The following is a 20,989-nucleotide window of genomic DNA, read 5'->3' as shown; positions in this document are numbered from 1 at the left end:
CCTTTATACCCAAAAGTGGTGACTCTACTTGCGATTATAAGGCTCCTAAAAAAATCAGAGCGCAACCTCGAGTAAAAGATGTAGACTAGCCTGCGTGAAATCTTTGCCAGTATCCTTACTTCTTGTTGCCACACTCATCACTCAAGCAATGGGAATGTTCTCGTACACCAATGACTCTATGGGAATTACAGGTCAAGTATTCTTCCCCATTATCTTTATCCTGCTACAAAGCTATCTTGTCATTCGCAATCCTCAAGCTGCCGATAAATATAAAATTGGGCACTTCACCATACTCGGCTTAGCGCTCTTAACTCTCGTGGCAACAGTCGTAGGATTCGCTACAAGTTTCACCAGCTTATACCCCTCACCCTACCTATACTATGCTGCGCTACTGCTACTAGCGATAGAAATCGGCCTTATTATCGCAGCGCTACCACCTAAAGAAAATAAGCCACCTAAACCACCAGCACAAAAGACCCCACACCGTCATGGAAGCACCCGTTTAGTAGCAACTTCAACAAAAAATAACTCCTCAGAAACTACTAAATAACGGTAGTATGTACTCTTTATATCGTTACCTTTAGGAACCAAGAACACCATGAAAATATCAGCCCGAGAAACTTCATCTAATACACACAGGCTACAGTTATGCGCATACGCAGCGTTAGCTGTCGTCTGTATCGGTAACCTCATATATTCGCTGACTATCGGCGGGCTAGACTTTTCGGTGTACCGTTCTGGTGCCATGACCATTTTTCATAATGAAGGCTTCGATAAAGAACTCTACGTCATTGACCTATTGCGTCTTGGACCAGATTTTGCGTTGCCTTTCACCTACCCTCCCTTTGCGGCACTTTTGTTCCTACCCTTTGCGTTCTTACCCCAAAAAGTAGGCATTTTCCTGATGATGATACTCGCCTACGCTGTTGCATGGTGGGTTGCAACCCTTATCTACAACTATGTGCAAAAACGAGGGCGTACCTTACCTCTTCAACACCGCCTCGGCCGATACGGCACCATCGCTTTGCTTGCTGCCATCATCTTGCTTTCAGGCCCTTGGCGTCGTGGGCTAGGGCTCGTTCAGATTAACCCGCTCATTATGCTTCTCGTTCTTTGGGACTTTATCCGCCCAGCTACGCGTATCCCTCGCGGACTATTTATCGGCATAGCCGGTGGTATCAAACTTACCCCTCTGGCTTTTGGGCTTATCCTACTGATGCGCAAAGATTTCAAAGGCATTATGACCTTAGGCGCAAGCTTCCTAACAACTATCATTATTGGTTTCATCTTCCTACCCCAAGAAGCTATCGAATTCTGGACCTCAGCGGTTTCTGACCCCTCCCGTGTCGGAAACACGAACTACCTCGATAACATCTCCATTCAGGGCTGGCTCATGCACTTTGGGCTAAGTTCGGGGATACTACTCAAAGTTTTACACTACGGGCTTATTGCATTGCTCATGGCAGGTACAGCATGGCTTATCTACCGTCTAGAACAACGTCAACTGCTCATCTCACAGATAGCACTCAACGCCTTCTTAATGGTCTCTATCTCTCCCATTAGCTGGTCTCACCACAACACCTGGTTACCGCTACTAGCAATTGCTCTATGGGTGGATGCATTCCCCCTATTTATTGATCAGATGTCCTCAGCCATTCGAATGAGCGCGTTAGTGTTCTCCTGGGTAGGTGTTGTTGGACTTTATATTTCACCGATGTGGATTGGTATCGCTGTACACGGTTCCCTTGACCGTCTGGAAGATATTGCACCGCTAGGGCTTATCCTCTCGGCAATTCCCATTACGGCACTCTTTAGCGCCGTACTGCTTTGGATATACAGTTCTCTAAAAACTACCAATAAGCCACTTGTATAACAGTCCATAACATTAAATTAAAGTGGTGCATTCATGACAGTGAACGCACCATTTTTTGTGCCTCAAATATCTTCAAAGAATATGGCATCGTCGTAAAAGAAAAGGCTGCACTCTCCACACAACCGTAACATTCCAAATCAGCTATATACCCAACTCACATACAATAAAAACCTAAAAACAGAAGAATAACAACCTCGCAATAGGGAACACAACACGCCAATAAAACGCTTTATACTCCCTAAGGCTGATGAAAAAACACACAAGGAAAATTAGGCTAGAAACATGGCAGTAGAACAACAACCTCATCCAGAGAATATCCACATACCCTGGCAACAAAAAAACCAGCAGGAAAACTCACACAAACCAGCACCACAGCAAACACCCCAGCCCGCTGTCGGACAACCTTTTATCTACCACATACCGGTAGAAGAACGTACCCTCGCATACCACCGTCTCTCTCACGCCGACCCCCGTACCCGCTGGTGGTCACCCCTTGCAGAAGGCCTACTCGGCGGACTCTTCTACCTCGGATTCTCCATAGCCCTCGGCATAGCCTTTGCTTCTATCCTCGGACCGCAAAACATCACCCTTAACCTGCAAAGCCTACAAAGCCTTACACTCAAAGACCCCCTCATCTTTGCGTTAGTCTTCGGCTCTATCGCGCTTCTTTATCCCTCCATGTTCTTAGCACGGCTCGTAACCGGACCAAAACCTTGGGGGCTAGTACATTCCGTCTACGGAAAAATCCGTTGGAGCTGGATGGGCTTCTGCTTCGCTATCGCCATCATCGGATACATCGTACTGCCCATGCTCATCAACGCATTAGGCGAAAGCGTCCAAGCCCCAGACGTTGAATCTCCTGGTAAAAACTTTGTATGGCTCCTTCTCCTCATCTTTACGATTACCCCCATCCAATGCTACGCAGAAGAACTTGTCTTCCGTGGCTACCTCATGCAAACCCTCGGACGCTGGATACGCAACCCCATCATCGTGATTACGCTCCCCGCCGTGCTCTTCATGTTCGGTCACGCATACGATTTTTGGGCGCAAATGTCCGTGCTCACCATGGGCCTAGCTGCCGGATTCATGACATGGAAAACTGGTGGTCTTGAAGCAGGCATCGCGCTACACGTCGTCAACAACCTTTGGGTTATGTTCATGGGAAGCCTAGGGATAGCTGACCCCTTCGCTCAACAAGGCTCCACCGCAGGAGACTTCCTCGGAACCTTGATCATACAACTCATTATCGTGCTCATTGTGATACTCTCAGCACGCAAAATGGGTATCCACAATACACAAACATTCAGCGTTGCTATGACTCACGGAAAATCTATCCCACGATAGATCTTCCTCTGAGAACAACGGGCAAGATCCTCTCTGAAGTATTAGTAGTTATAGGATAGAACCATGACTGTTGATGCTCGTACAAATATAGATGATCTTGCCCGTTTTGTTGCTGCTTCACCAACTAGCTTCCATGCCGTTGAACAAGTTGCCTCACGCCTTAAAAAAGCTGGTTTCTGCGAACTCTCAGAGCAAGAAACCTGGCCAGAAAACACTGCAACAGGGCGATTCTTCGTCATCAGAGATGGCGCCATCATTGCTTGGGCTGGCGGACAAAAGACACAACGTAGCCAATACCGTATTCTAGGCGCTCACACAGACTCACCTAGCTTCAAAGTTAAGCCGCAGTCTTCGGTGTCAACACTAGGTTGGAACCAAGTCGGCGTTGAAGTCTACGGTGGTGCACTTCTGAACTCTTGGCTTGATAGGGAACTCCGTCTAGCTGGACGTCTAACCGTCAAAGACGGTTCCTCCATCCGAAATGTTCTCGTCTCAACCGGTGCGATGGCACGTATTCCACAGCTAGCCATACACCTTGATAGAGACGTTAACCAAGGACTGCAACTCAACAAACAACAGAACCTTTACCCCGTATGGGGAACCGATAAAACCGAGAATGATGTCCTCGGCTACCTCGTAGAACACGGCACAGAGGAAGACATCGCTACAGAAGATATCCTTGGCTACGATTTACTTTTTGCTGACTACCAACACCCTGAAACCTTTGGTGTCAACAAAGAATTCCTCGCATCTGGACGTTTAGATAACCTATCTTCTGTGCATGCAGGATTATGCGCACTCGAACGTTACGTAACCGCTGGGTACGACGAAACAGCTGAACATACCGTCATGCTGGCAGCGTTTGACCATGAAGAAATCGGTTCAGAAACACGTTCTGGTGCTGCGGGCCCCTTCTTAGAGGACGTCATTAAACGTATTTCACAGACACGTGAAGAAACTCAGGAAGAATATCTGCGCTCTATCGCAAACTCAGTGTGTCTATCTTCTGACGCTGGGCATCTCGTCCACCCAAACTATAGCGGACATCACGACACTCAGGTGCGACCTCAACCAGGGCACGGGCCACTTCTCAAAATCAATGCTAACCAACGGTATGCAACAGACTCCATCGGTGCCGGTATTTTCGCGTTAGCTTGCCGTCACGCAGAAGTGCCTTATCAGGAATTTGTTTCGAATAATAATGTTCCTTGTGGAAGCACTATCGGGCCTATTACGGCAACCCGTCTAGGTATCCGAACCGTCGACGTGGGAATTGGCTTGCTCTCTATGCATTCTGCTCGAGAAATGTGCCATATAGATGATATGGCATATATGACACGAGCTATTGAAGGGTTCTATACTCTTCCAACTCTCTAACTCACACTGACCAGTTACGCCCGCATCATAGCTATTAGTTGTGCGGGCGTAACTTTTGCCCAGAGCGTTCTTCAATCAAATGTGCAAGATACGGCCACTGCCCAAACCCGTCAGGCGTATCTAAATGACCTCCATCTTTGACGAACTCTAAAGTTGTTCCCCAACGTTGGGCAAACTCTTTGGAGCGTTCGATGGTGGTGTTGGGGTCATTGGTTGAAGCAATGATATGGAGAGGTAAGGGGAGTTTTCCGCTAGGTAATGGTGATTGGGCTTTAATGTCGGGGTATAGGGTTGCAGATTCTACATCGGCAGGAGCGACAAGGATACCGCCAAAGACAGGGGCACTATGGGTTTCTTGCCCGTATTCTTCTGCCCATTGGGCGATAAGTGCACCACCACAGCTATGACCAATGAGGAATAATGGCTCTGCGATATGAGTGATGGTGTGGTGAAGTCGTTGTAACCACTGTTCTCGGATAGGGTGTGCCCAGTCGTCTTGTTCTACTGTGATGAAGTCTTGGTACGTTTCTGAGAGCCACCGGCTCCAGTGCCCCGGTGTGCAGTTCATATATCCGGGAACGAGTAGAAATTTCATCATTATTCTTCCGACAGCCAGTAATACGGGACCAGTATTTTAGAGATGACGTGATGTCATCACTAACGGTTTAACACCATTCTATGAAACCAGATTTTTCTGATGTGTACAGAGCGGTTCTTTTTATGTTCATATCGTTGTAGATTAAATAAAAATTAAGTTTTGTTGAGTTTGAGTCATTATTTTGCTGGTGGAGTGGGTGTTCTGATTGTCGTTTAAAAGCTGGCTGGTTCGGTCTGGTGTTGTGCTCTGTATTGGTTCTTTAGCGTGCGGGTGTTCGACAATTCTTCCTTCACCACCATCGGCATCTTCTACTGCTGTTAGTTCTTCGTCGCTGACTGATACTAACGAGTCTGGTCTGACGGTAGAGGAACAAAAGAAAGTTGATGCTGGTGAGTATGTTGCGGCTTCTGTGAAGCATCGTGCGTTTAATGTGCCGAAGCCTGTTTTTCCTGAGGCTGCTCGTGAAGAGACTTTAGAAGGTGCTGAGGCTTTTATTCGGTATTGGGTTGAGGAACGTAATTATGCTTCGAGTACGGGGGATGTGGATGATATTTCTCGTATTACTGCACCGGATAATGATTATGAGCAGGACTTTTATCGGGATCTTCGGAGATGGTATAGCAAACGTGAATGGTTAGTTGGACTTACTATGAAAGTAGATTTTGAAGATAACGATTTTGTTTTAGGACAGGATGGCTTTTATCGTTTCTTGGTTCGCCCATCTGTTAGCGAATCCAAATATTGTAAAAATATTGATTACTGTGCCAGAGATAGCGGCGATATGTTTCGTGGTAAGCCAGGTATCGTTGGACTCTACTACGATGAGGGGTGGGTCTTTGGGCAGCTGATTGGGGTAGAAGGCATTAACTATGAAGAATAAGAAACCTTGTCAATATAAGGGTTTAGGTAGACAACATTATCTAACACCTACCAAATAAAAAGAATCGTTTTTATAACCAATCTTTACGCTTAAATAACCCCCACAAAAACATGGATATACCAAACATTAGTGCAAGAGAAAACGGGTAACCATACTTCCAATGAAGCTCTGGCATGTTATCAAAGTTCATGCCATAGATAGCTCCGATAATCGTTGGAGCAACAAGAATTGCCGCCCACGCTGAGATTCTCTTCATATCATCGTTTTGTCGTTCTGCGACAAGGGTACTATTGACCTCTAAAGCGTTTTGTAACGAGTTGCGTAAATCGTCAAGACGTTCATTGACAAGAATGGCGTGGTCGTGCACGTCTCGGAAACGGCGAAGAATTTCTAACTGTTCTTCAGAATCATCACGGTATCGGAGCATTCTGAGCCTGCCCATTAACAGGTCAAGAATTGTTGTCATAGGTTTACATGCACGTTTAAAGTCTGCAACCTCGTTGAGTAGTTCATAAATACGTTGTGAGATTTTAGAAGAATCTACATCTTCACGTGAGAAGAGACTGTCTTCAATTTCGTCACCATCATTCTCTAAACCATCAATAACAGGGGTGTAACCATCAACTACGGCGTCAAGAATGAGGTGCATCATGTCCCATGAGCTGTCTTGCCCACCCATTTGCCCTGCAATTTGAGCGAAGAGCTGACGAATATCCTGCTCTTCTCGTAGGTAGTCTTTGATGATACTGACAAGAAAATTTGGCCCCATGAATAAGTGAATTTCACCGAGTCGAATCTCTTCTTCACGGTCACGGTACACTGCCGGTCGTAACACCAAAAAATAGCTGTCGCCATAACGGTCAATTTTGGCTCGTTGATGACCTTCCATCGAGTCTTCTACTGCGAGCTCATTCATCCCAAATTTTTCAACGAGACTTCGCATCTCTTCAACGCTGGGATCTCTCATTCCAATAAACGCTACAGACTCTGGCTGTTCACGTAATAGTGAATGCGTGTTCTCTAAAGAATCGCTACTAGTTGAAGAACCGTCGGGCAGGTTGATGGTGTTGACGAGAATAGGCATAGCAACAATCGTAAAGCTTCTGTAGATATTGTTTTGGAGTGATACGCTAGTTTGTCGGTGTTTTTGCCGACAGTTACTCCTCTGATAGAAAGAAAAGATGCAAGAGAACGTTCTTCGTATGCCCGGCATGGTTCCTATTCTTGCCACCTTTGCTGCCGTGATGAGTAGCTTATCAATACTTCTTCCGGCGTCTCCTGCATGGGTTACTGCTGGAGGTGCTGGTGCTTCTGGGGCGGGCTTAGTAACAGCAACGCTCATGGGTGTTACTGTTCTGACTCAGCTGGTTGCTGTGCGCAGAATGCTGACCTATATCGGCTGGCCCGTCACAGTGTGTGCAGGCACTTTATTCATGGGACTCCCTTCACCATTACAGGCTCTTAGCTCAGACCTATGGGTGGTTCTTTTAAGTTCTGCTTTGCGCGGTATTGGTTTTGGTATTGTGACGGTGTGCGGCTCAACAGCGTTGTCTATCCTGATTCCTAGCCATCGCCGAGGGACTGCTGTTGGCTTATATGGTTTAGCTGCCGCTATTCCGCAAGTTATTTTTACTCCTCTTGCGCCGTGGCTTATTGAGGTTCTTGGGTACGGTTTTGTGCTCAGCAGTGGGCTCATCGCGGTTGCGGGTGCACCTTTTGCATGGAAGTTAGGTCGTCTGGTAGAGGAGCATACTTCTGCTGAGCCTTCTGTAGAAGGTGTAGATGGTCTTGGTTCAGTGATTCTTAGAATCTGGCCGGCTCTTTTGACCTTGACGTTAATTACTGCCGCTGGCGGAGCATTCTTTACGTTTGCAACTGAACTGGGATATACGCCGGCACTGGCAACATTGGCGTTGTTATGTTTGACGGCGGTGGGGGTTCCAACCCGTTTATACGGTGGTTCTTTGACTGACCGTTGGGGAACACGTATTTTGATGACCCCTATTTTGGGTGCTTCTTCGGTGGGTATTGCTGGTATCGGTATTTCTGCAGGCATGGAAGAAGGTTCTTCTCGTGCCACAGTTTTTATTGTCTCCACCGTTATTTTAGGTATCGGTTATGGGTTCTTACAGAGTGTTTCTATGGTGCGTGCCTTGGCAGATGCTGGGTCTAAAAATGGTGCTGGTGCGGCTGTGCTATGGAACTCAAACTTTGATATTGGTACGGGGTTAGGCGGTTTAGCTGTTGGTGCGATGGCACAAGTAGCTGGTTTCCCCGTTGCTTGGTGGATTTGGGCGGTACTCGTCTTAGCTGGTGCCGTGGTGATGGGACTTGGTGATATGAAGAGTTCCGGTTCGCGTCGTTCATAAGGTCGTTGTTAATATGCCAAAGGGTGGCGTGTTGTTCCGTGAGAAATGGGGAACAGCACACCACCCTTTGACATAGTGGACGGAATATTAGTCGTTGTCGATAAGATCTCGGACGACGATGGTGTTATCGCGGTCGGGTCCAACACCGATGGCAGAGATACGGCAACCAGAAATTTCTTCAAGTTTTTCGACGTATTTGCGGGCGTTCTCGGGGAGGTCTTCGAGGGTTTTTGCTCCGGTGATGTCTTCATTCCAGCCATCAAAATATTCGAAAATGGGTTTTGCGTGGTGGAATTCAGATTGTGTCATGGGCATTTCGTCGTGGCGTACTCCGTCGACGTCGTAGGCGACGCAGACAGGAATTTTTTCGAGACCGGTAAGCACATCCAATTTGGTGATGAACAAATCGGTAAACCCGTTAATGCGCACAGCTTGGCGTGCGAGAACGGCATCGTACCAGCCGCAGCGGCGAGGACGTCCGGTGTTAACACCGAATTCTCCGCCGGTGGTTCGGAGGAAGTCTCCCATTTCGTCAAAGAGCTCGGTGGGGAAGGGGCCCGCACCCACACGAGTGGTGTAGGCCTTTTGGATTCCGATAACTCGTGAAATGCGAGTGGGCCCGACTCCTGAACCGACTGATGCTCCGCCGGCGGTGGGGTTTGAGGAGGTGACGAAGGGGTATGTTCCGTGGTCTACGTCGAGGAAGGTCGCTTGTCCACCTTCCATGAGGAGGGTTTTACCTTCGTCGAGTGCGTTGTTGAGTAGTTGGGTGGATTCAACAATCATGGGCTTGAGCCGGTCTGCGTATTGCATGAAGTACTCGACGATTTCTTCAACTTCTACGTGTCGGCGGTTGTAGACCTTGACGAGGAGTTCATTTTTTTGGCGGAGTGCGCCTTCAACTTTTTGACGCAGGATGGATTCGTCGAGGATGTCTTGTACGCGGATGCCGAGGCGTCCTACTTTATCCATATAGGTGGGGCCGATTCCTCGTCCGGTGGTGCCGATGGCTCGTTTGCCGAGGAAGCGTTCGGTTACCTTGTCCATGGTCTGGTGGTAGGGTGCAACGAGGTGTGCATTTGCGGATATTTTGAGTTTTGAGGTGTCTGCTCCGCGCGCTTCGAGTCCGTCAATTTCTTCGAAGAGTGCTTCGGGGTTGATGACGACGCCGTTTCCGATGACGGGGGTTGCGTTTTCAGAGAGGATACCGGCGGGTAGGAGTTTTAGCTCGAATTTCTGACCGTTAACGACGACGGTGTGTCCGGCGTTGTTTCCTCCGTTGGGTTTGACGACGTAGTCGACTCTTCCGCCGAGGAGGTCAGTTGCTTTACCTTTACCTTCGTCGCCCCATTGAGCGCCGACGATAACTATTGCTGGCATATTGGGTCATGCTCCTTTGAGTGCTTCACCGTTCGGATTTCACGAACAGTGCGGTGTGTGCTGTCCATAGTGTAGTGGCGTTGTGTTTCTCAAAGTGTTTTGAGGGTTGTTAGCTTTTTGATACGGCTCAGAAAACACACCATGTACTAGAATACAGTGATTTATTCGGCTGGCTATAGCTTTGTGGTGCGACTGTGTGTATTCGGTGGTGGCGTGTTAGTCAGTTTGCTTCTGATGGTGTTTGTTTTGGGTGGTGTTGGCATGAGGTCATTTCTACCCAAAATTCCATATTGTGGAATTACTAGGCGTTTTAATAGGCAATTAACTGTTTCTTACTTGACCTGCACCGTAATGCTAGGGAACATGAGTGTTACGTGTCACTCGCGTAATGTTGAATTCACAGGAGTTTTCTATGAAAAACCACCCTTTCGGTAGGAAAGTGGCTCGCTCATGTATAGCTACTGTTGCCGGAGTCAGCATGGCAGTATCCATGCTCCCCGGCGCACAGGCAGTTATTACTGAGTCCAATAGCCAACCGCCTATCACTAACTTGAAGGATGCAGCAAACGAAGTTTTGTCTGAATCCATGAAAAAAGCTGAAGGAAAAATTGCAGCTTTTGTTCAGTTCAAAGGCCAAGGCGCATTCGAACTAACACAGCCCGCTGAAGTTCTCAACGGCGATAAAGCACCGGTAGAAGCTAAAGGTCGCGTGCAGTCAATTGCCTCTGCCGTTGAATCTCAAGGGCAATCTGTCGCTCAGAACTCTGACGCAACATTGCTTTACACCACTCATAACACTGTTCGTGGTGCAGCTATTCTTGGTGACGCTGAAGCTATTCGACAGCTTGCAAAACGTAAAGACGTTGAGCGCATTACTCCTATTACCCAGAAATTCCCTGCAAACTCTGTTTCTGACGTAGACACTAAAGCACTGGCTTCATGGGTTAACACCGGAAAAACAGGTAAAGATGTCACCATCGCTGTGATTGATACCGGTATTGACTACACCCACACTGATTTTGGTGGACCTGGTACTGAGGAAGCGTACCAAAAAGCAAAGAACGCAACATCTTTGCCTTCTAGCCGTTCTGGTTTGTATAACCCTCAAAAATTTGTGGGTGGATATGACTTCGCTGGTGACGACTACGATGCTTCATCCCCAGCAACTAGCATCCCTAAACCAGATAACAACCCTATCGACTGTAAAGCAGCTGGACACGGAACCCACGTAGCAGGTACTGCTGCCGGTTACGGTGTTAACGCTGATGGTGAAACCTTCCAAGGCGATTACAACAAGCTCACCGCAGACGAAGTTCACAACATGCAAATTGGCCCTGGTTCTGCACCAGAAGCAAAGCTTGTTGGTCTACGCGTCTTTGGCTGTGAAGGTAGCACCAACCTCACAGGGCAAGCTCTTGACCGTGTTCTTGACCCAAATGGTGACGGTAACTTTGACGACATGGCACAAGTTGTCAACATGTCTCTAGGTTCTGATTACGGCCCCATCGACGACCCCGAAAATGCAATTGTTGAAGCACTAACCCGCGCTGGTGTGCTCTCTGTTATTGCAGCTGGAAACTCCGACGACGTATACGCTATTGGTGGTAACCCCGGAAACGCTCCAAGCTCATTGACCGTAGCAAACTCTGTAGGGTCTATCGCTCACGGAGATAAGATTGTCGCTACGGTAGGTTCTTCCGAACCAATGGATCTCATCGGTGATTACAGCGTAAACTTCGATTACGATGCAGCTGACCCTGATGAATTGATGGGCGAGGTCGTTATGGCTCCCGCCGATAATCGTTTTGGTTGCAACCCATTCAACGGCGTAGATTTTGCTGGTAAATGGGTCTGGATTGACTGGGAAGATGAGCCAGGCTCCTTCCCCTGTGGTTCTGCAACACGTTTCAACAATATTGAAGCTGCTGGCGGTAAGGGCGTTGTTCTCGCTGGTGCTGTAGAAGCAGAAAATGCTGGCATCGCTGGTAACCGCACTATCCCCGGCGTACGTTTGAACAAGTCTAGTGCAGCGAAAGTTCGCGATGCGGCTGCAGCAGGAACTCTCAAAATTCAGGTTAATCCTGAATGGCGTGGCGCTATGCAGTTCGAATCTGGCAACTTTGACACTTTGAACACAAGCTCCTCCCGTGGCGACCACGGAAGCTACGGAAACGTTAAACCAGATGTTGCTGCACCTGGTACGAGCATTGTCTCTGCTGGTGTTGGCCTCGGAAATGGTTCACTGACCATGAGTGGTACATCTATGGCGACCCCTCACGTTGCAGGTATTGCTGCTTTGGTGATGGAAGCTCACAAAGATTACACTCCTGCTGAGGTTAAGAGCACTATCATGAACACCGCTACTCATGATGTTCGTGATAGCGAAGGAAACATTTACTCTGTTGAACGTACCGGTAGCGGCCGTGTTGACGCGCTTGCTGCTGTTAATAACAACGTTTTGGTTTATAACACCGATTCACCTCAGCAGGTTTCTGTATCCTTCGGTGTTGTTGAGATTACTGATGACACCGCAACTTTTGCACGTAAGCTCACCGTCGAAAATAAATCTGACGCTCAGCGCACGTTCGAAGTTTCTTATGAGCCAAGCGTTGATATGCCCGGTGTTGAGTTCACATACCCATCGTCTGTCACCGTTGGTGCAGGTCAAAAGACTGACATCGTCATCACCGCTCACATTGACCGTGACAGCATGGAAAAAACTTTCGACAAGGCAACTGTTGAAAAACAGCTTGGAGAATATGCTCGCCAGTTCATCGCTTCTGATTCTGGACGTCTTGACCTACATGATGCGCACTCGAAGCTTCGTGTACCACTACACATTGCTCCTAAGCCTTCTTCTACCTTGAAGGTTGATGGCGAGAACATCGACTTTGGTCGTTCTCTTAACAAGGAACTTTCTCTGAGCGGTAAGAACCTTGATTTGAACGGTTACCGTGCTGGTCTTGGCGCTTTTGAACTTGGCTACAGCAGTGGACGTATTCACACCGGTGACCTCAACGGCCCAACGATGCAGTCTGCAGACTTGCAGTACATTGGTACATCCTCTAACCTTCCACAAATCCTCGCTGAGGGTGGAGACACAAGCCAAGCAATGCTAGGTATTGGAATCTCTACATGGGGAACTTGGGATTCGTTGACTCCTTCTGACGCATCATTTGAAGTTTCCATCGACACCAATGGTGACGGTACCACCGATTACACCGCGTACACCTTCATGGCGAAGGGCCTTGACTACCCGCTAGTAGCACTTCGTGGACCTAATGAAGCAGGCGCAATTGATGTCCTTGACATCCAGCCCGTAAACGGCGCATTCGGTGACCTCGATACGAATACCATGGACAGCAATACTCTTGTCTTGCCCATCAGTTTGGCAGCATTGGGTATTGACGGTTCTGCTCCGGTAACTATCAATTACCAGGTTACGGCTATGAGTAAGTACCTCAGCAGTGTTGATCCTGAAACAGGAGATAGCACCCCTGTTGAGGTGAGCGATGTGATTACCTACAACCCTGTAGCACCTGAGCTATGGTTTAGCTCTGAAGATTACCTCACCCCTGTTCTTTTTGAGGCGGGAGATAAACTTCAGGCACACCGTAACGGAACTAACGAGGACGTTAAAGCTCTCTTCATCTTCACCCACAACGCAACCGGTAACCTCTCCGGTATTAAGAAGGGTGTTCATGGAGACCGTACACAGGTTCTCGCAGTATCTGCAGAAGAGCCCATTAACGCTTATGATCCTCACTTCACGGACGTAGATCCAAGCCACCCCTTCTATGAAGAAATTTCATGGTTGGCGCAACGCGGTATTACTCGTGGTTGGCCAGATGGCACCTTCCGTCCTTTCACTCCTGTGAATCGTGACCAGATGGCAGCGTTCTTCTACCGCATGGCAGGATCCCCTCAGTACACTGCACCAAGTGTTTCCCCCTTCAAAGACGTTCCTACGGACTACGTCTTCTACAAGGAGATTGCATGGATGCATGAACAGGGCATTACTCGTGGTTGGCCAGATGGCACCTTCCGCCCCATGACTCCTGTGAACCGTGACCAGATGGCAGCGTTCTTCTACCGCATGGCAGGATCCCCAGAGTACACTGCACCAAGCGTTTCTGCTTTCAGTGACCTCTCCACGGATTACATCTTCTACAAGGAGATTGCATGGATGGAAGAACAAGGCATTACTCGCGGCTGGCCAGATGGCACCTTCCGTGCCCTCTCACCAGTGAATCGTGACCAGATGGCAGCGTTTATCTACCGTTACGATCGTGGAGTTCTCTCCGGACGCTAAAACAATCTGTGGAATATCATTCCACTAGATGACAAGAGTCCTTGTTGGTGGCGCTTATATGCGCCACCAACAAGGACTCTTTTGCTTAAGGAATATTTAGGAGAATTAGTAGAACTGGTTACAGAAATTATTTAAGAACACGAATCTGTAGAGGATACTCATAGATAGTGCCTCGGTGAGCGGCAAGAGCACCAATGGTATGGAAAATCAGCAGCATCAAAGAGGTAACTATTAATGTAATGAGCAACATAAAAATGGCTATTCCGAAGGTGAGAAATGACAGAATAATTGCCACAATATTGATGCTTATCAGTGTGAGATTGAAGTTAAAAGCGCGGGCTGCAGATGCTGAAGCGAACCCATAGTCTGGTTTGTCTTGATAGATAAACCAGATGATAAGAGGAGAAAAGATACTGAGAGTGCCGGCAGAGAGAAAAAGAAAAATAATAGGAAGAACATGCGATAAAACGGCAATGCTTCGTTCTTTATCGCTGATTTTTACACCTGAAGCATTATAAAAATTCCCTGAACCGTGTGGCGCCTGATGCGCGTAGTTGCCATAAAAATCCATGGGTGCTGTTGTGTCGGTTGGAGGGGCCGACTCGGAGGAGTGCTGGTTGCTCATAGTGTTGCTCTTTCTCATGAGAATCTGAGAGTTTTCGATGATAACCATGGTAGCTATCTCATCATGAGGGTGGGGGGAGCTGCAGAATAAATCATCCTTTAGGAGGATAAACCCCTATGGTTGGGATAGGCGCACGAGTACGATAGGGACTATGCGCGATATACAAGCAAAAATTATTGAACAGATGGGCGTCAAACCCAGCATTAACCCTGCAGAAGAGATTCGCCAACGAGTGCAATTTCTTTGTGATTACCTCAAAGCAAGTCATACTCGGGGCTTTGTCTTAGGTATTAGCGGTGGCGTAGATTCTACCCTTGCTGGAAGACTATGCCAGCTCGCTGTCGAAAAACTAGCAGAAGAAGGAACTCCCGCAGAATTTATTGCGGTACGACTTCCATATAAGGTGCAATTTGATGAAGCTGATGCTCAACAAGCCTTAGAGTTTATTCAACCTCAGCAGAGCATCACCTACAATATTGCTCCCGCAGTAGATGGCTTTACTCAAGAGTTTGCTCATGCGTTAGGGGAGAACTCCTCCGATTTTAATAAGGGAAATATCAAGGCTCGCTCACGCATGATTGCCCAATATGCTCTCGCCGGCCAGAAAAATCTTTTAGTAGTTGGAACAGACCATGCCGCCGAATCTATCACGGGATTTTTCACAAAGTTTGGTGACGGCGGCGCTGATATCCTTCCTTTATACGGTCTGAATAAACGTCAGAACCGCGAATTACTTAAAGAATTAGGTGCACAGAAGCGTCTGTGGGAGAAAGTACCCACTGCAGATTTGCTCGACGGAGTGCCTGGACGTGCCGACGAAGATGAACTCGGACTAAGCTACGACGATATTGATGACTACCTTGAAGGAAAAACGGTCTCTGACGCTGTAGCACAGAACCTTGAACAGCGTTTTATGCGCACTCGTCATAAGAGAACTATCCCTGTCACGATCTTTGATACGTGGTACCAAGATTAGTTAAGGCTAGCCGCGTCGAAGGCAGAACATCATCATAACGTCAAGGAGGTGGGGTTGCTCAGTAGTATTTTCAGCAACCCCACCTTTCTTGATGGGCAGGGAATAATTTTCTAGATTGTACTGTTTGACATATCAGATGATTGTTACCCTCATCTATGCGAAAACCCTCCATTGAACACAAGGACAGCTGTGGGACAATTACACCACGAAACACACTCTACTCATCAGCTCAAGAATGCTATTGAGTTTCGTAACGTCACCAAAAAATACGGTGAGGTTACCGCTATTAACAATCTCAATTTAAGTATTCCTGAAGGAAAAATCACGGTTTTTGTTGGCCCCTCTGGCTGTGGAAAAACTACATCATTGCGCATGATTAACCGCATGATTGAGCCAACCCAAGGAGAGATTCTTGTTCATGGCGAACCAAACCACAGTATCCGTGACTATCAGCTACGTCGTTCTATGGGATATGTGTTGCAACAGGCAGGGCTGATGCCTCATCGAACTATCGTCGATAACATTGCAACAGTTCCGCGCCTTAACGGTATGCGTCGTTCGCTTGCTCGCACAAAAGCGTGTGAGCTCATGGACACGGTGGGCTTAGACCGTTCTTTAGCGAAAAGATACCCTTCAGAACTTTCTGGCGGTCAAGCGCAACGCGTTGGTGTTGCTCGTGCATTAGCAAATGATTCTTCCATCCTTTTGATGGACGAACCGTTTTCTGCTGTAGATCCGGTGGTGCGTAAAGATCTTCAAGATGAGTTATTGAGGCTTCAAAAGACCTTGAATAGAACCATCATCTTTGTAACGCATGATATTGATGAGGCAATTCTTCTTGGCGATTATATTGCTGTGTTTTCTGCAGGGGAGTTAGCGCAAGTTGGTTCTCCAGAGGAAATTCTTCGCGAACCAGCTAATGATTTTGTGGCTTCCTTTATTGGGCGTGACCGTGGCATGCGACGGTTAACCTTCGCCTCAGGAGAGGGGCTCAAAGTGTACCCTCTCGATAGTCTCAATACCCCATGGCAGCGGTGGAAACTTAACGTTGAGGACGGAAAACCCGCCGGATGGTTTATCGACAACAGACTTGTTGCAGGCGGTTCGCTGTATCGTGAAGGTGGTAACTTACGTGACGCTTTAGATTCTGTTCTTTCTTCACCTTCAGGTTGGGGCGTCGTTGTTGATGGCGAAGGCTACGTTAAAGGTCTTCTAAACTCTGATGATGTTCTTGACGCTACAGAGGCAGAACGCCACCGACGCTATGGGGTGAGTGTGTGAGCTGGCTGATTTCTAACAGCACTTATGTGTTACACCTGCTAGTCTTACATCTTCTTCAATCGGTGATTCCGGTTATTGCCGGAACTCTTATAGCCATTCCTTTAGCTCGTCTTGCTTTAGGTCGTCGTCGAGATGGACGTTCCACAGAAAAGAGCACTCGTTGGGGGAAGGTTCGACGTTCATCGGTCGTCAACTTTGCTGCGTTACTATATACCATTCCTTCTCTTGCACTTTTTGTGGTGATGCCGTTGATTTTGGGCACTTCTATCACATCAGTGCTTAACGTCTACGTGGCATTGACGTTATACGTTATCGCGATGATGGTGCGTTCGGCTGTCGATGCTTTTGAATCAGTGTCTCCGGTAACCCTTGAAGCTGCTACTGCTGTGGGTTATCGTCCTATATCTCGTTTCTGGTTCGTAGAATTACCACTTGCTATTCCGGTGATGATGGCTGGTTTACGTGTTGCTTTAGTATCAAATATTTCCATGGTTTCGGTGGGAGCTATTATCGGTATTCAGTCTTTAGGAACGTTATTTACCGACGGTTTACGTCGTGACTTACCAGCTGAAATTTGGACAGGAATTATTGGAACTCTTCTTTTGGCTCTTGTCTTGGACCGTTTATTAGCTAGCGCAGGCGCACTGCTGACACGGTGGAGGAAGCTATGAATATTTTTGATAAAACGTGGGCATGGTTTACTGCTGAGGGTGCGTGGACAGCTCCTGGCGGTATTTGGCAGCGCATCATTGAGCACCTGAGCTATTCGGGGATTATTCTGCTCATTGCTGCGATTATCGCCATACCGTTAGGTTTGTGGGTCGGTCATACCGGTAAGGGAGAGTCTCTTATCGTTGGGATAACTGGCGCTTTACGTTCTTTGCCGACTCTTGGTTTGTTGACGTTATTTGCATTGTGGCTTGGTATTGGTTTTACTGCTCCGGCGTTGGCTCTGATTCTTCTTGCGTTGGCTCCTCTACTGGCGGGAACCTATGCCGGTATTTCTTCTGTGGACGCTACAACAGTGGACGCTGCTCGTGCCCAAGGTCTTACAGAATGGCAGATTCTGTGGCGGGTTGAGGTGCCACTGGCATTACCCGTAATTTTTGGTGGTATTCGTAACGCCACGTTGCAGGTAATCGCTACGGTTACGGTGATGGCTTATATCAATCTTGGCGGGTTAGGGCGATACCTCATTGATGGTTTAGCTGTTCGAGATTACACCCGTATGGTTGCCGCCGTAGTTCTTGTTGCTGCTTTAGCGTTTCTTGTCGATATTCTGTTGAGCTTGGTGCAACGGCTCGTTACTTCTTCTCATATTCGTTAGGACTTTGTTGATATGACTTCTTCTCTTTCTCGCCGAAAAATATTTGGTCTTGCTGGTGTGGGTGTTACCTCGTTGGCGCTTTCTTCGTGCGGGCTTTCTGGAAATACTGCTTTTGGTACTGCTAGCCCATCTGAGACTATTGTGGTCGGTTCAGCAGATTTTACAGAGTCTCAGATTATTGCTCAGATTTATGCAAGTGCCCTTAACCTTCGTGGACTATCGGCTCAGACACAACCAGCAATTGGTGCACGTGAGGCGTACCTTGGTGCTTTAGAAGAAGGAACTATTAGTGTTGTTCCCGACTATTCGGGTAACCTTCTTTTATATTTTGATGCTCAAACGTCTGCAACATCTCCAGAAGAGATACTTCAAGCGTTGCCTAAGGCTTTGCCTTCTTCTTTAGCCGTTTTACAGGCTTCGCCGGCAGAAGATAAAGATACTCTGGTGGTAACAGAGCAGACCGCTCAAAAATATGGGATTCGTTCTCTTGCTGACCTCGCTCAACATCAAGATCAGCTCTCGATTGGTGCTCCTCCAGAGTTCTCTGAACGTTCTTATGGGTTAGCTGGTATGAAAGAAAAATATGGTTTCACTCCCGCCTCGTTTAACCCTATTAACGATGGTGGTGGTCCGTTAACCGTTCAAGCGTTATTAGATAATCAAGTGCAGGTTGCTAATATTTTTTCCACCGATCCGGCAATTGCTCAGAATAATTTTGTGGTTCTTGATGACCCCAAAAATAATTTCTTAGCTCAACAAGTGATACCCGTTATTAACGCTCAACATGTTTCGTACGCTGCAGCGCAAGTTCTTGATGAAGTGTCTGCACTGTTGACGACGGACGACTTAATTCATCTAAATAGTCGAGTCTCTGGGCAGGAGAAAGCAAACCCTTCACAAGTGGCTCAAGAGTGGGTGGAAGAACACTTCTCCTCGAAGAAGAACGATTAGTGTTCTTTATCTGCTGAGTGCGAGTAAAGAAGCACGAGAGCTTGATAGGGTTCAAGAGTAATTGTTGATTGGGTAAGCTGTGGTTCTTCTTCACGGTTATTGAGTAGTATCTGCGCGTGAGAGAACTCTTCAGGTACGCTAATGGTGCTGTTTTTGCCGTAGAAATTGGTGAGTACAAGCATACGATGTTTGTGGTCTTCACGGAAGAATGCGTAAATGTCTGGGTGCTCTAATTGATAGGGGGCATACGTTCCGCGGGCAATAACCGCGTATTGTTTACGCAGTTGAATGAGCTTCCGATAATAGGGAAGGATTCTTCCATCACGTTCTTCTTGAGCAACATTAATTTGCTGTGCGTGGGTGGGCATGAGCCACGGTTGTACGTCGCTAAAACCACCATAGGTGCTGTGATCCCACGCCATAGGTACGCGTGAGTTATCTCTTGCCTTGGTACGAACAATGTTGAAGGCTTCCACGTCGCTGAGTCCTTGTTCTCGTAGGCTCTGATAGGCGTGGTGTGCTTCAACATCTACATATTGGTTTATCTGGGAGTATGTTGGATCGACCATTCCGATTTCTTCACCTTGGTAGATATAAGGTGTGCCTCGAAGCATGTGCGTTACGGTCGCTAACATAGTGGCAGATTCTTGGCGGTACTGTTGTGCATCACCAAAACGGTTGAGTGCTCTGGGCTGGTCATGGTTGTTGAAGAAGAGAGCATTCCAGCCCCCACCATCTTGCATGCGAAGAGCCCACTCGTTGAGAGTTTCTTTGAGCAACGCAAAATCAAAACGAGTGTTAGTCCACTTTTGTCCTTTGTCGTAGTCCACTTTGAGGTGGTGGAAGCTAAAGACCATCGATAATTCGTCTCGGCTAGGTTTGGTGTACCCAATAGAATGTTCGATGGTTGTTGAGGACATTTCACCTACGGTGATGACGTTTTGATATGCTCCGAAGGTTTTTTGATGTAGCTCTTTGACCCATGAATGAACGTGTGGGGTATCGGTGTAGAGTGTCTTATCCACGACACCAGCTGGTGCGTCGCAGAGCTGTTTATCTTTGCCGATGACGTTGAGTACGTCAAAGCGTAATCCTCGTACTCCTTTGTTGAGCCAAAAGTTGACGATGTTAAAGAGTTCTTCACGCACATTAGGGTTGTGCCAGTTGAGGTCTGCTTGGGTTTTATCATAGAGGTGCAGATAGTAGAGACCGGTTTTTCCAAAGGGTTCCCATGCTGGTCCACCAAATTTAGATTCCCAGTTGGTCGGTAGCGAACCGTCTTGTTGTGGTGCTTGGATGTAAAAGTAGTCGTGGTATTTTTTCTCTCCAGCGAGTGCTTTTTGAAACCACGGGTGTTCAGTTGATACGTGGTTGAGCACCATATCAAACATGACGTCAATATTGTGTGCTTTGAGTTTTTGGATGAGTTCTTCAACATCGTCCATGGTGCCCATGTTTGGGTCGATATTGTAGTAGTCGGAGATGTCGTATCCGTTATCGTGTTGTGGGGAGACGAAGAACGGGTTAAACCACACCATATCGATTCCTAATGACGCGATATAGGGTATTTTTTCGATAATTCCGCGGATATCTCCGATACCGTCGCCGTTACTATCGTAAAAAGATTTTGGGTATATCTGATAGATGGTGCGTTCTGTCCACGGCATAGTTAGTGGTATGGCGAGGGTCGCCTACT

The 20,989-nt window shown here is 47.5% G+C and carries 17 protein-coding genes; 12 read left to right on the top strand and 5 right to left on the bottom strand.

Annotated features, from left to right (window positions below; all coding sequences use genetic code 11):
- Window positions 1-94 precede the first annotated feature (94 nt).
- The 4 genes from ACN081_RS04995 (at window position 95) to ACN081_RS04980 (ending at window position 4,594) form a co-directional block, all read left to right on the top strand.
- Complete coding sequence (locus ACN081_RS04995; protein ID WP_419107116.1) at window positions 95-550, top strand: hypothetical protein; 456 nt, start codon at window positions 95-97, stop codon at window positions 548-550.
- A gap of 48 nt (window positions 551-598) precedes the next feature.
- Window positions 599-1,873: a glycosyltransferase family 87 protein gene (locus ACN081_RS04990; RefSeq protein WP_419107115.1), complete on the top strand. Its 1,275-nt coding sequence runs from the start codon at window positions 599-601 to the stop codon at window positions 1,871-1,873.
- Window positions 1,874-2,155: 282 nt separating this feature from the next.
- Window positions 2,156-3,217: a lysostaphin resistance A-like protein gene (locus tag ACN081_RS04985; RefSeq protein ID WP_419107114.1), complete on the top strand. Its 1,062-nt coding sequence runs from the start codon at window positions 2,156-2,158 to the stop codon at window positions 3,215-3,217.
- A 63-nt stretch (window positions 3,218-3,280) separates the two neighbouring features.
- Window positions 3,281-4,594, top strand: coding sequence for a M18 family aminopeptidase (locus tag ACN081_RS04980; protein WP_419107113.1), 1,314 nt, complete (start codon window positions 3,281-3,283; stop codon window positions 4,592-4,594).
- Window positions 4,595-4,628: 34 nt separating this feature from the next.
- Here the strand turns inward: ACN081_RS04980 and ACN081_RS04975 are convergent, their stop codons facing one another.
- Entirely contained in the window at window positions 4,629-5,192 is a 564-nt protein-coding gene (locus ACN081_RS04975) for an RBBP9/YdeN family alpha/beta hydrolase (RefSeq protein WP_419107112.1), read from the bottom strand.
- A gap of 205 nt (window positions 5,193-5,397) precedes the next feature.
- Here ACN081_RS04975 and ACN081_RS04970 point away from each other — a divergent pair, with 205 nt between their 5' ends.
- Complete coding sequence (locus ACN081_RS04970; RefSeq protein ID WP_419107111.1) at window positions 5,398-6,072, top strand: DUF6318 family protein; 675 nt, start codon at window positions 5,398-5,400, stop codon at window positions 6,070-6,072.
- 70 nt (window positions 6,073-6,142) lie between these two features.
- Here the strand turns inward: ACN081_RS04970 and ACN081_RS04965 are convergent, their stop codons facing one another.
- The gene (locus ACN081_RS04965; protein ID WP_419102279.1) at window positions 6,143-7,156 is read right to left on the bottom strand and encodes a magnesium and cobalt transport protein CorA; all 1,014 of its coding nucleotides are present in this window, start codon (window positions 7,154-7,156) and stop codon (window positions 6,143-6,145) included.
- 97 nt (window positions 7,157-7,253) lie between these two features.
- Here ACN081_RS04965 and ACN081_RS04960 point away from each other — a divergent pair, with 97 nt between their 5' ends.
- The gene (locus ACN081_RS04960) at window positions 7,254-8,441 is read left to right on the top strand and encodes an MFS transporter (protein WP_419107110.1); all 1,188 of its coding nucleotides are present in this window, start codon (window positions 7,254-7,256) and stop codon (window positions 8,439-8,441) included.
- A gap of 87 nt (window positions 8,442-8,528) precedes the next feature.
- Here the strand turns inward: ACN081_RS04960 and ACN081_RS04955 are convergent, their stop codons facing one another.
- Window positions 8,529-9,821 (bottom strand): adenylosuccinate synthase, encoded by a 1,293-nt coding sequence (locus ACN081_RS04955; protein WP_419102281.1) that lies wholly within the window; start codon window positions 9,819-9,821, stop codon window positions 8,529-8,531.
- A 412-nt stretch (window positions 9,822-10,233) separates the two neighbouring features.
- Here ACN081_RS04955 and ACN081_RS04950 point away from each other — a divergent pair, with 412 nt between their 5' ends.
- A complete protein-coding gene (locus ACN081_RS04950) occupies window positions 10,234-14,133 on the top strand; it encodes a S8 family serine peptidase (RefSeq protein ID WP_419107109.1) in 3,900 nt (1,299 codons plus the stop codon).
- A gap of 127 nt (window positions 14,134-14,260) precedes the next feature.
- Here ACN081_RS04950 and ACN081_RS04945 read toward each other — a convergent pair whose 3' ends face one another.
- Window positions 14,261-14,758 (bottom strand): DUF4870 domain-containing protein, encoded by a 498-nt coding sequence (locus tag ACN081_RS04945; protein ID WP_419103990.1) that lies wholly within the window; start codon window positions 14,756-14,758, stop codon window positions 14,261-14,263.
- Between the two features lie 151 nt (window positions 14,759-14,909).
- Between ACN081_RS04945 and nadE the strand changes: the two genes are divergently transcribed.
- From nadE to ACN081_RS04920, 5 genes are all read left to right on the top strand, one after another.
- Window positions 14,910-15,734, top strand: coding sequence for an ammonia-dependent NAD(+) synthetase (gene nadE, locus ACN081_RS04940; RefSeq protein WP_419103991.1), 825 nt, complete (start codon window positions 14,910-14,912; stop codon window positions 15,732-15,734).
- Window positions 15,735-15,923: 189 nt separating this feature from the next.
- Window positions 15,924-17,015, top strand: a complete 1,092-nt coding sequence (locus ACN081_RS04935) for an ABC transporter ATP-binding protein (protein WP_419107108.1) — start codon at window positions 15,924-15,926, stop codon at window positions 17,013-17,015.
- Window positions 17,012-17,686 (top strand): ABC transporter permease, encoded by a 675-nt coding sequence (locus ACN081_RS04930; RefSeq protein WP_419107107.1) that lies wholly within the window; start codon window positions 17,012-17,014, stop codon window positions 17,684-17,686. Before ACN081_RS04935 ends, ACN081_RS04930 begins: the two co-directional genes overlap by 4 nt.
- A complete protein-coding gene (locus tag ACN081_RS04925; RefSeq protein ID WP_419103994.1) occupies window positions 17,683-18,342 on the top strand; it encodes an ABC transporter permease in 660 nt (219 codons plus the stop codon). The genes ACN081_RS04930 and ACN081_RS04925 overlap by 4 nt, the downstream gene beginning before the upstream one ends.
- Before the next feature lie 12 nt (window positions 18,343-18,354).
- On the top strand, window positions 18,355-19,293 hold the full coding sequence (locus ACN081_RS04920; protein ID WP_419103995.1) for an ABC transporter substrate-binding protein: 939 nt from the start codon (window positions 18,355-18,357) through the stop codon (window positions 19,291-19,293).
- Here ACN081_RS04920 and treC read toward each other — a convergent pair.
- The gene (gene treC, locus ACN081_RS04915; RefSeq protein WP_419107106.1) at window positions 19,290-20,960 is read right to left on the bottom strand and encodes an alpha,alpha-phosphotrehalase; all 1,671 of its coding nucleotides are present in this window, start codon (window positions 20,958-20,960) and stop codon (window positions 19,290-19,292) included. The two genes, ACN081_RS04920 and treC, sit on opposite strands and share 4 nt — an antisense overlap.
- Window positions 20,961-20,989: the final 29 nt, after the last annotated feature.

This window comes from Rothia sp. P13129 (assembly GCF_048512865.1).
Lineage (GTDB): Bacteria > Actinomycetota > Actinomycetes > Actinomycetales > Micrococcaceae > Rothia.
Note: the sequence above shows the minus strand (reverse complement) of the source record. Positions and strands in the feature narration are given on the sequence as shown.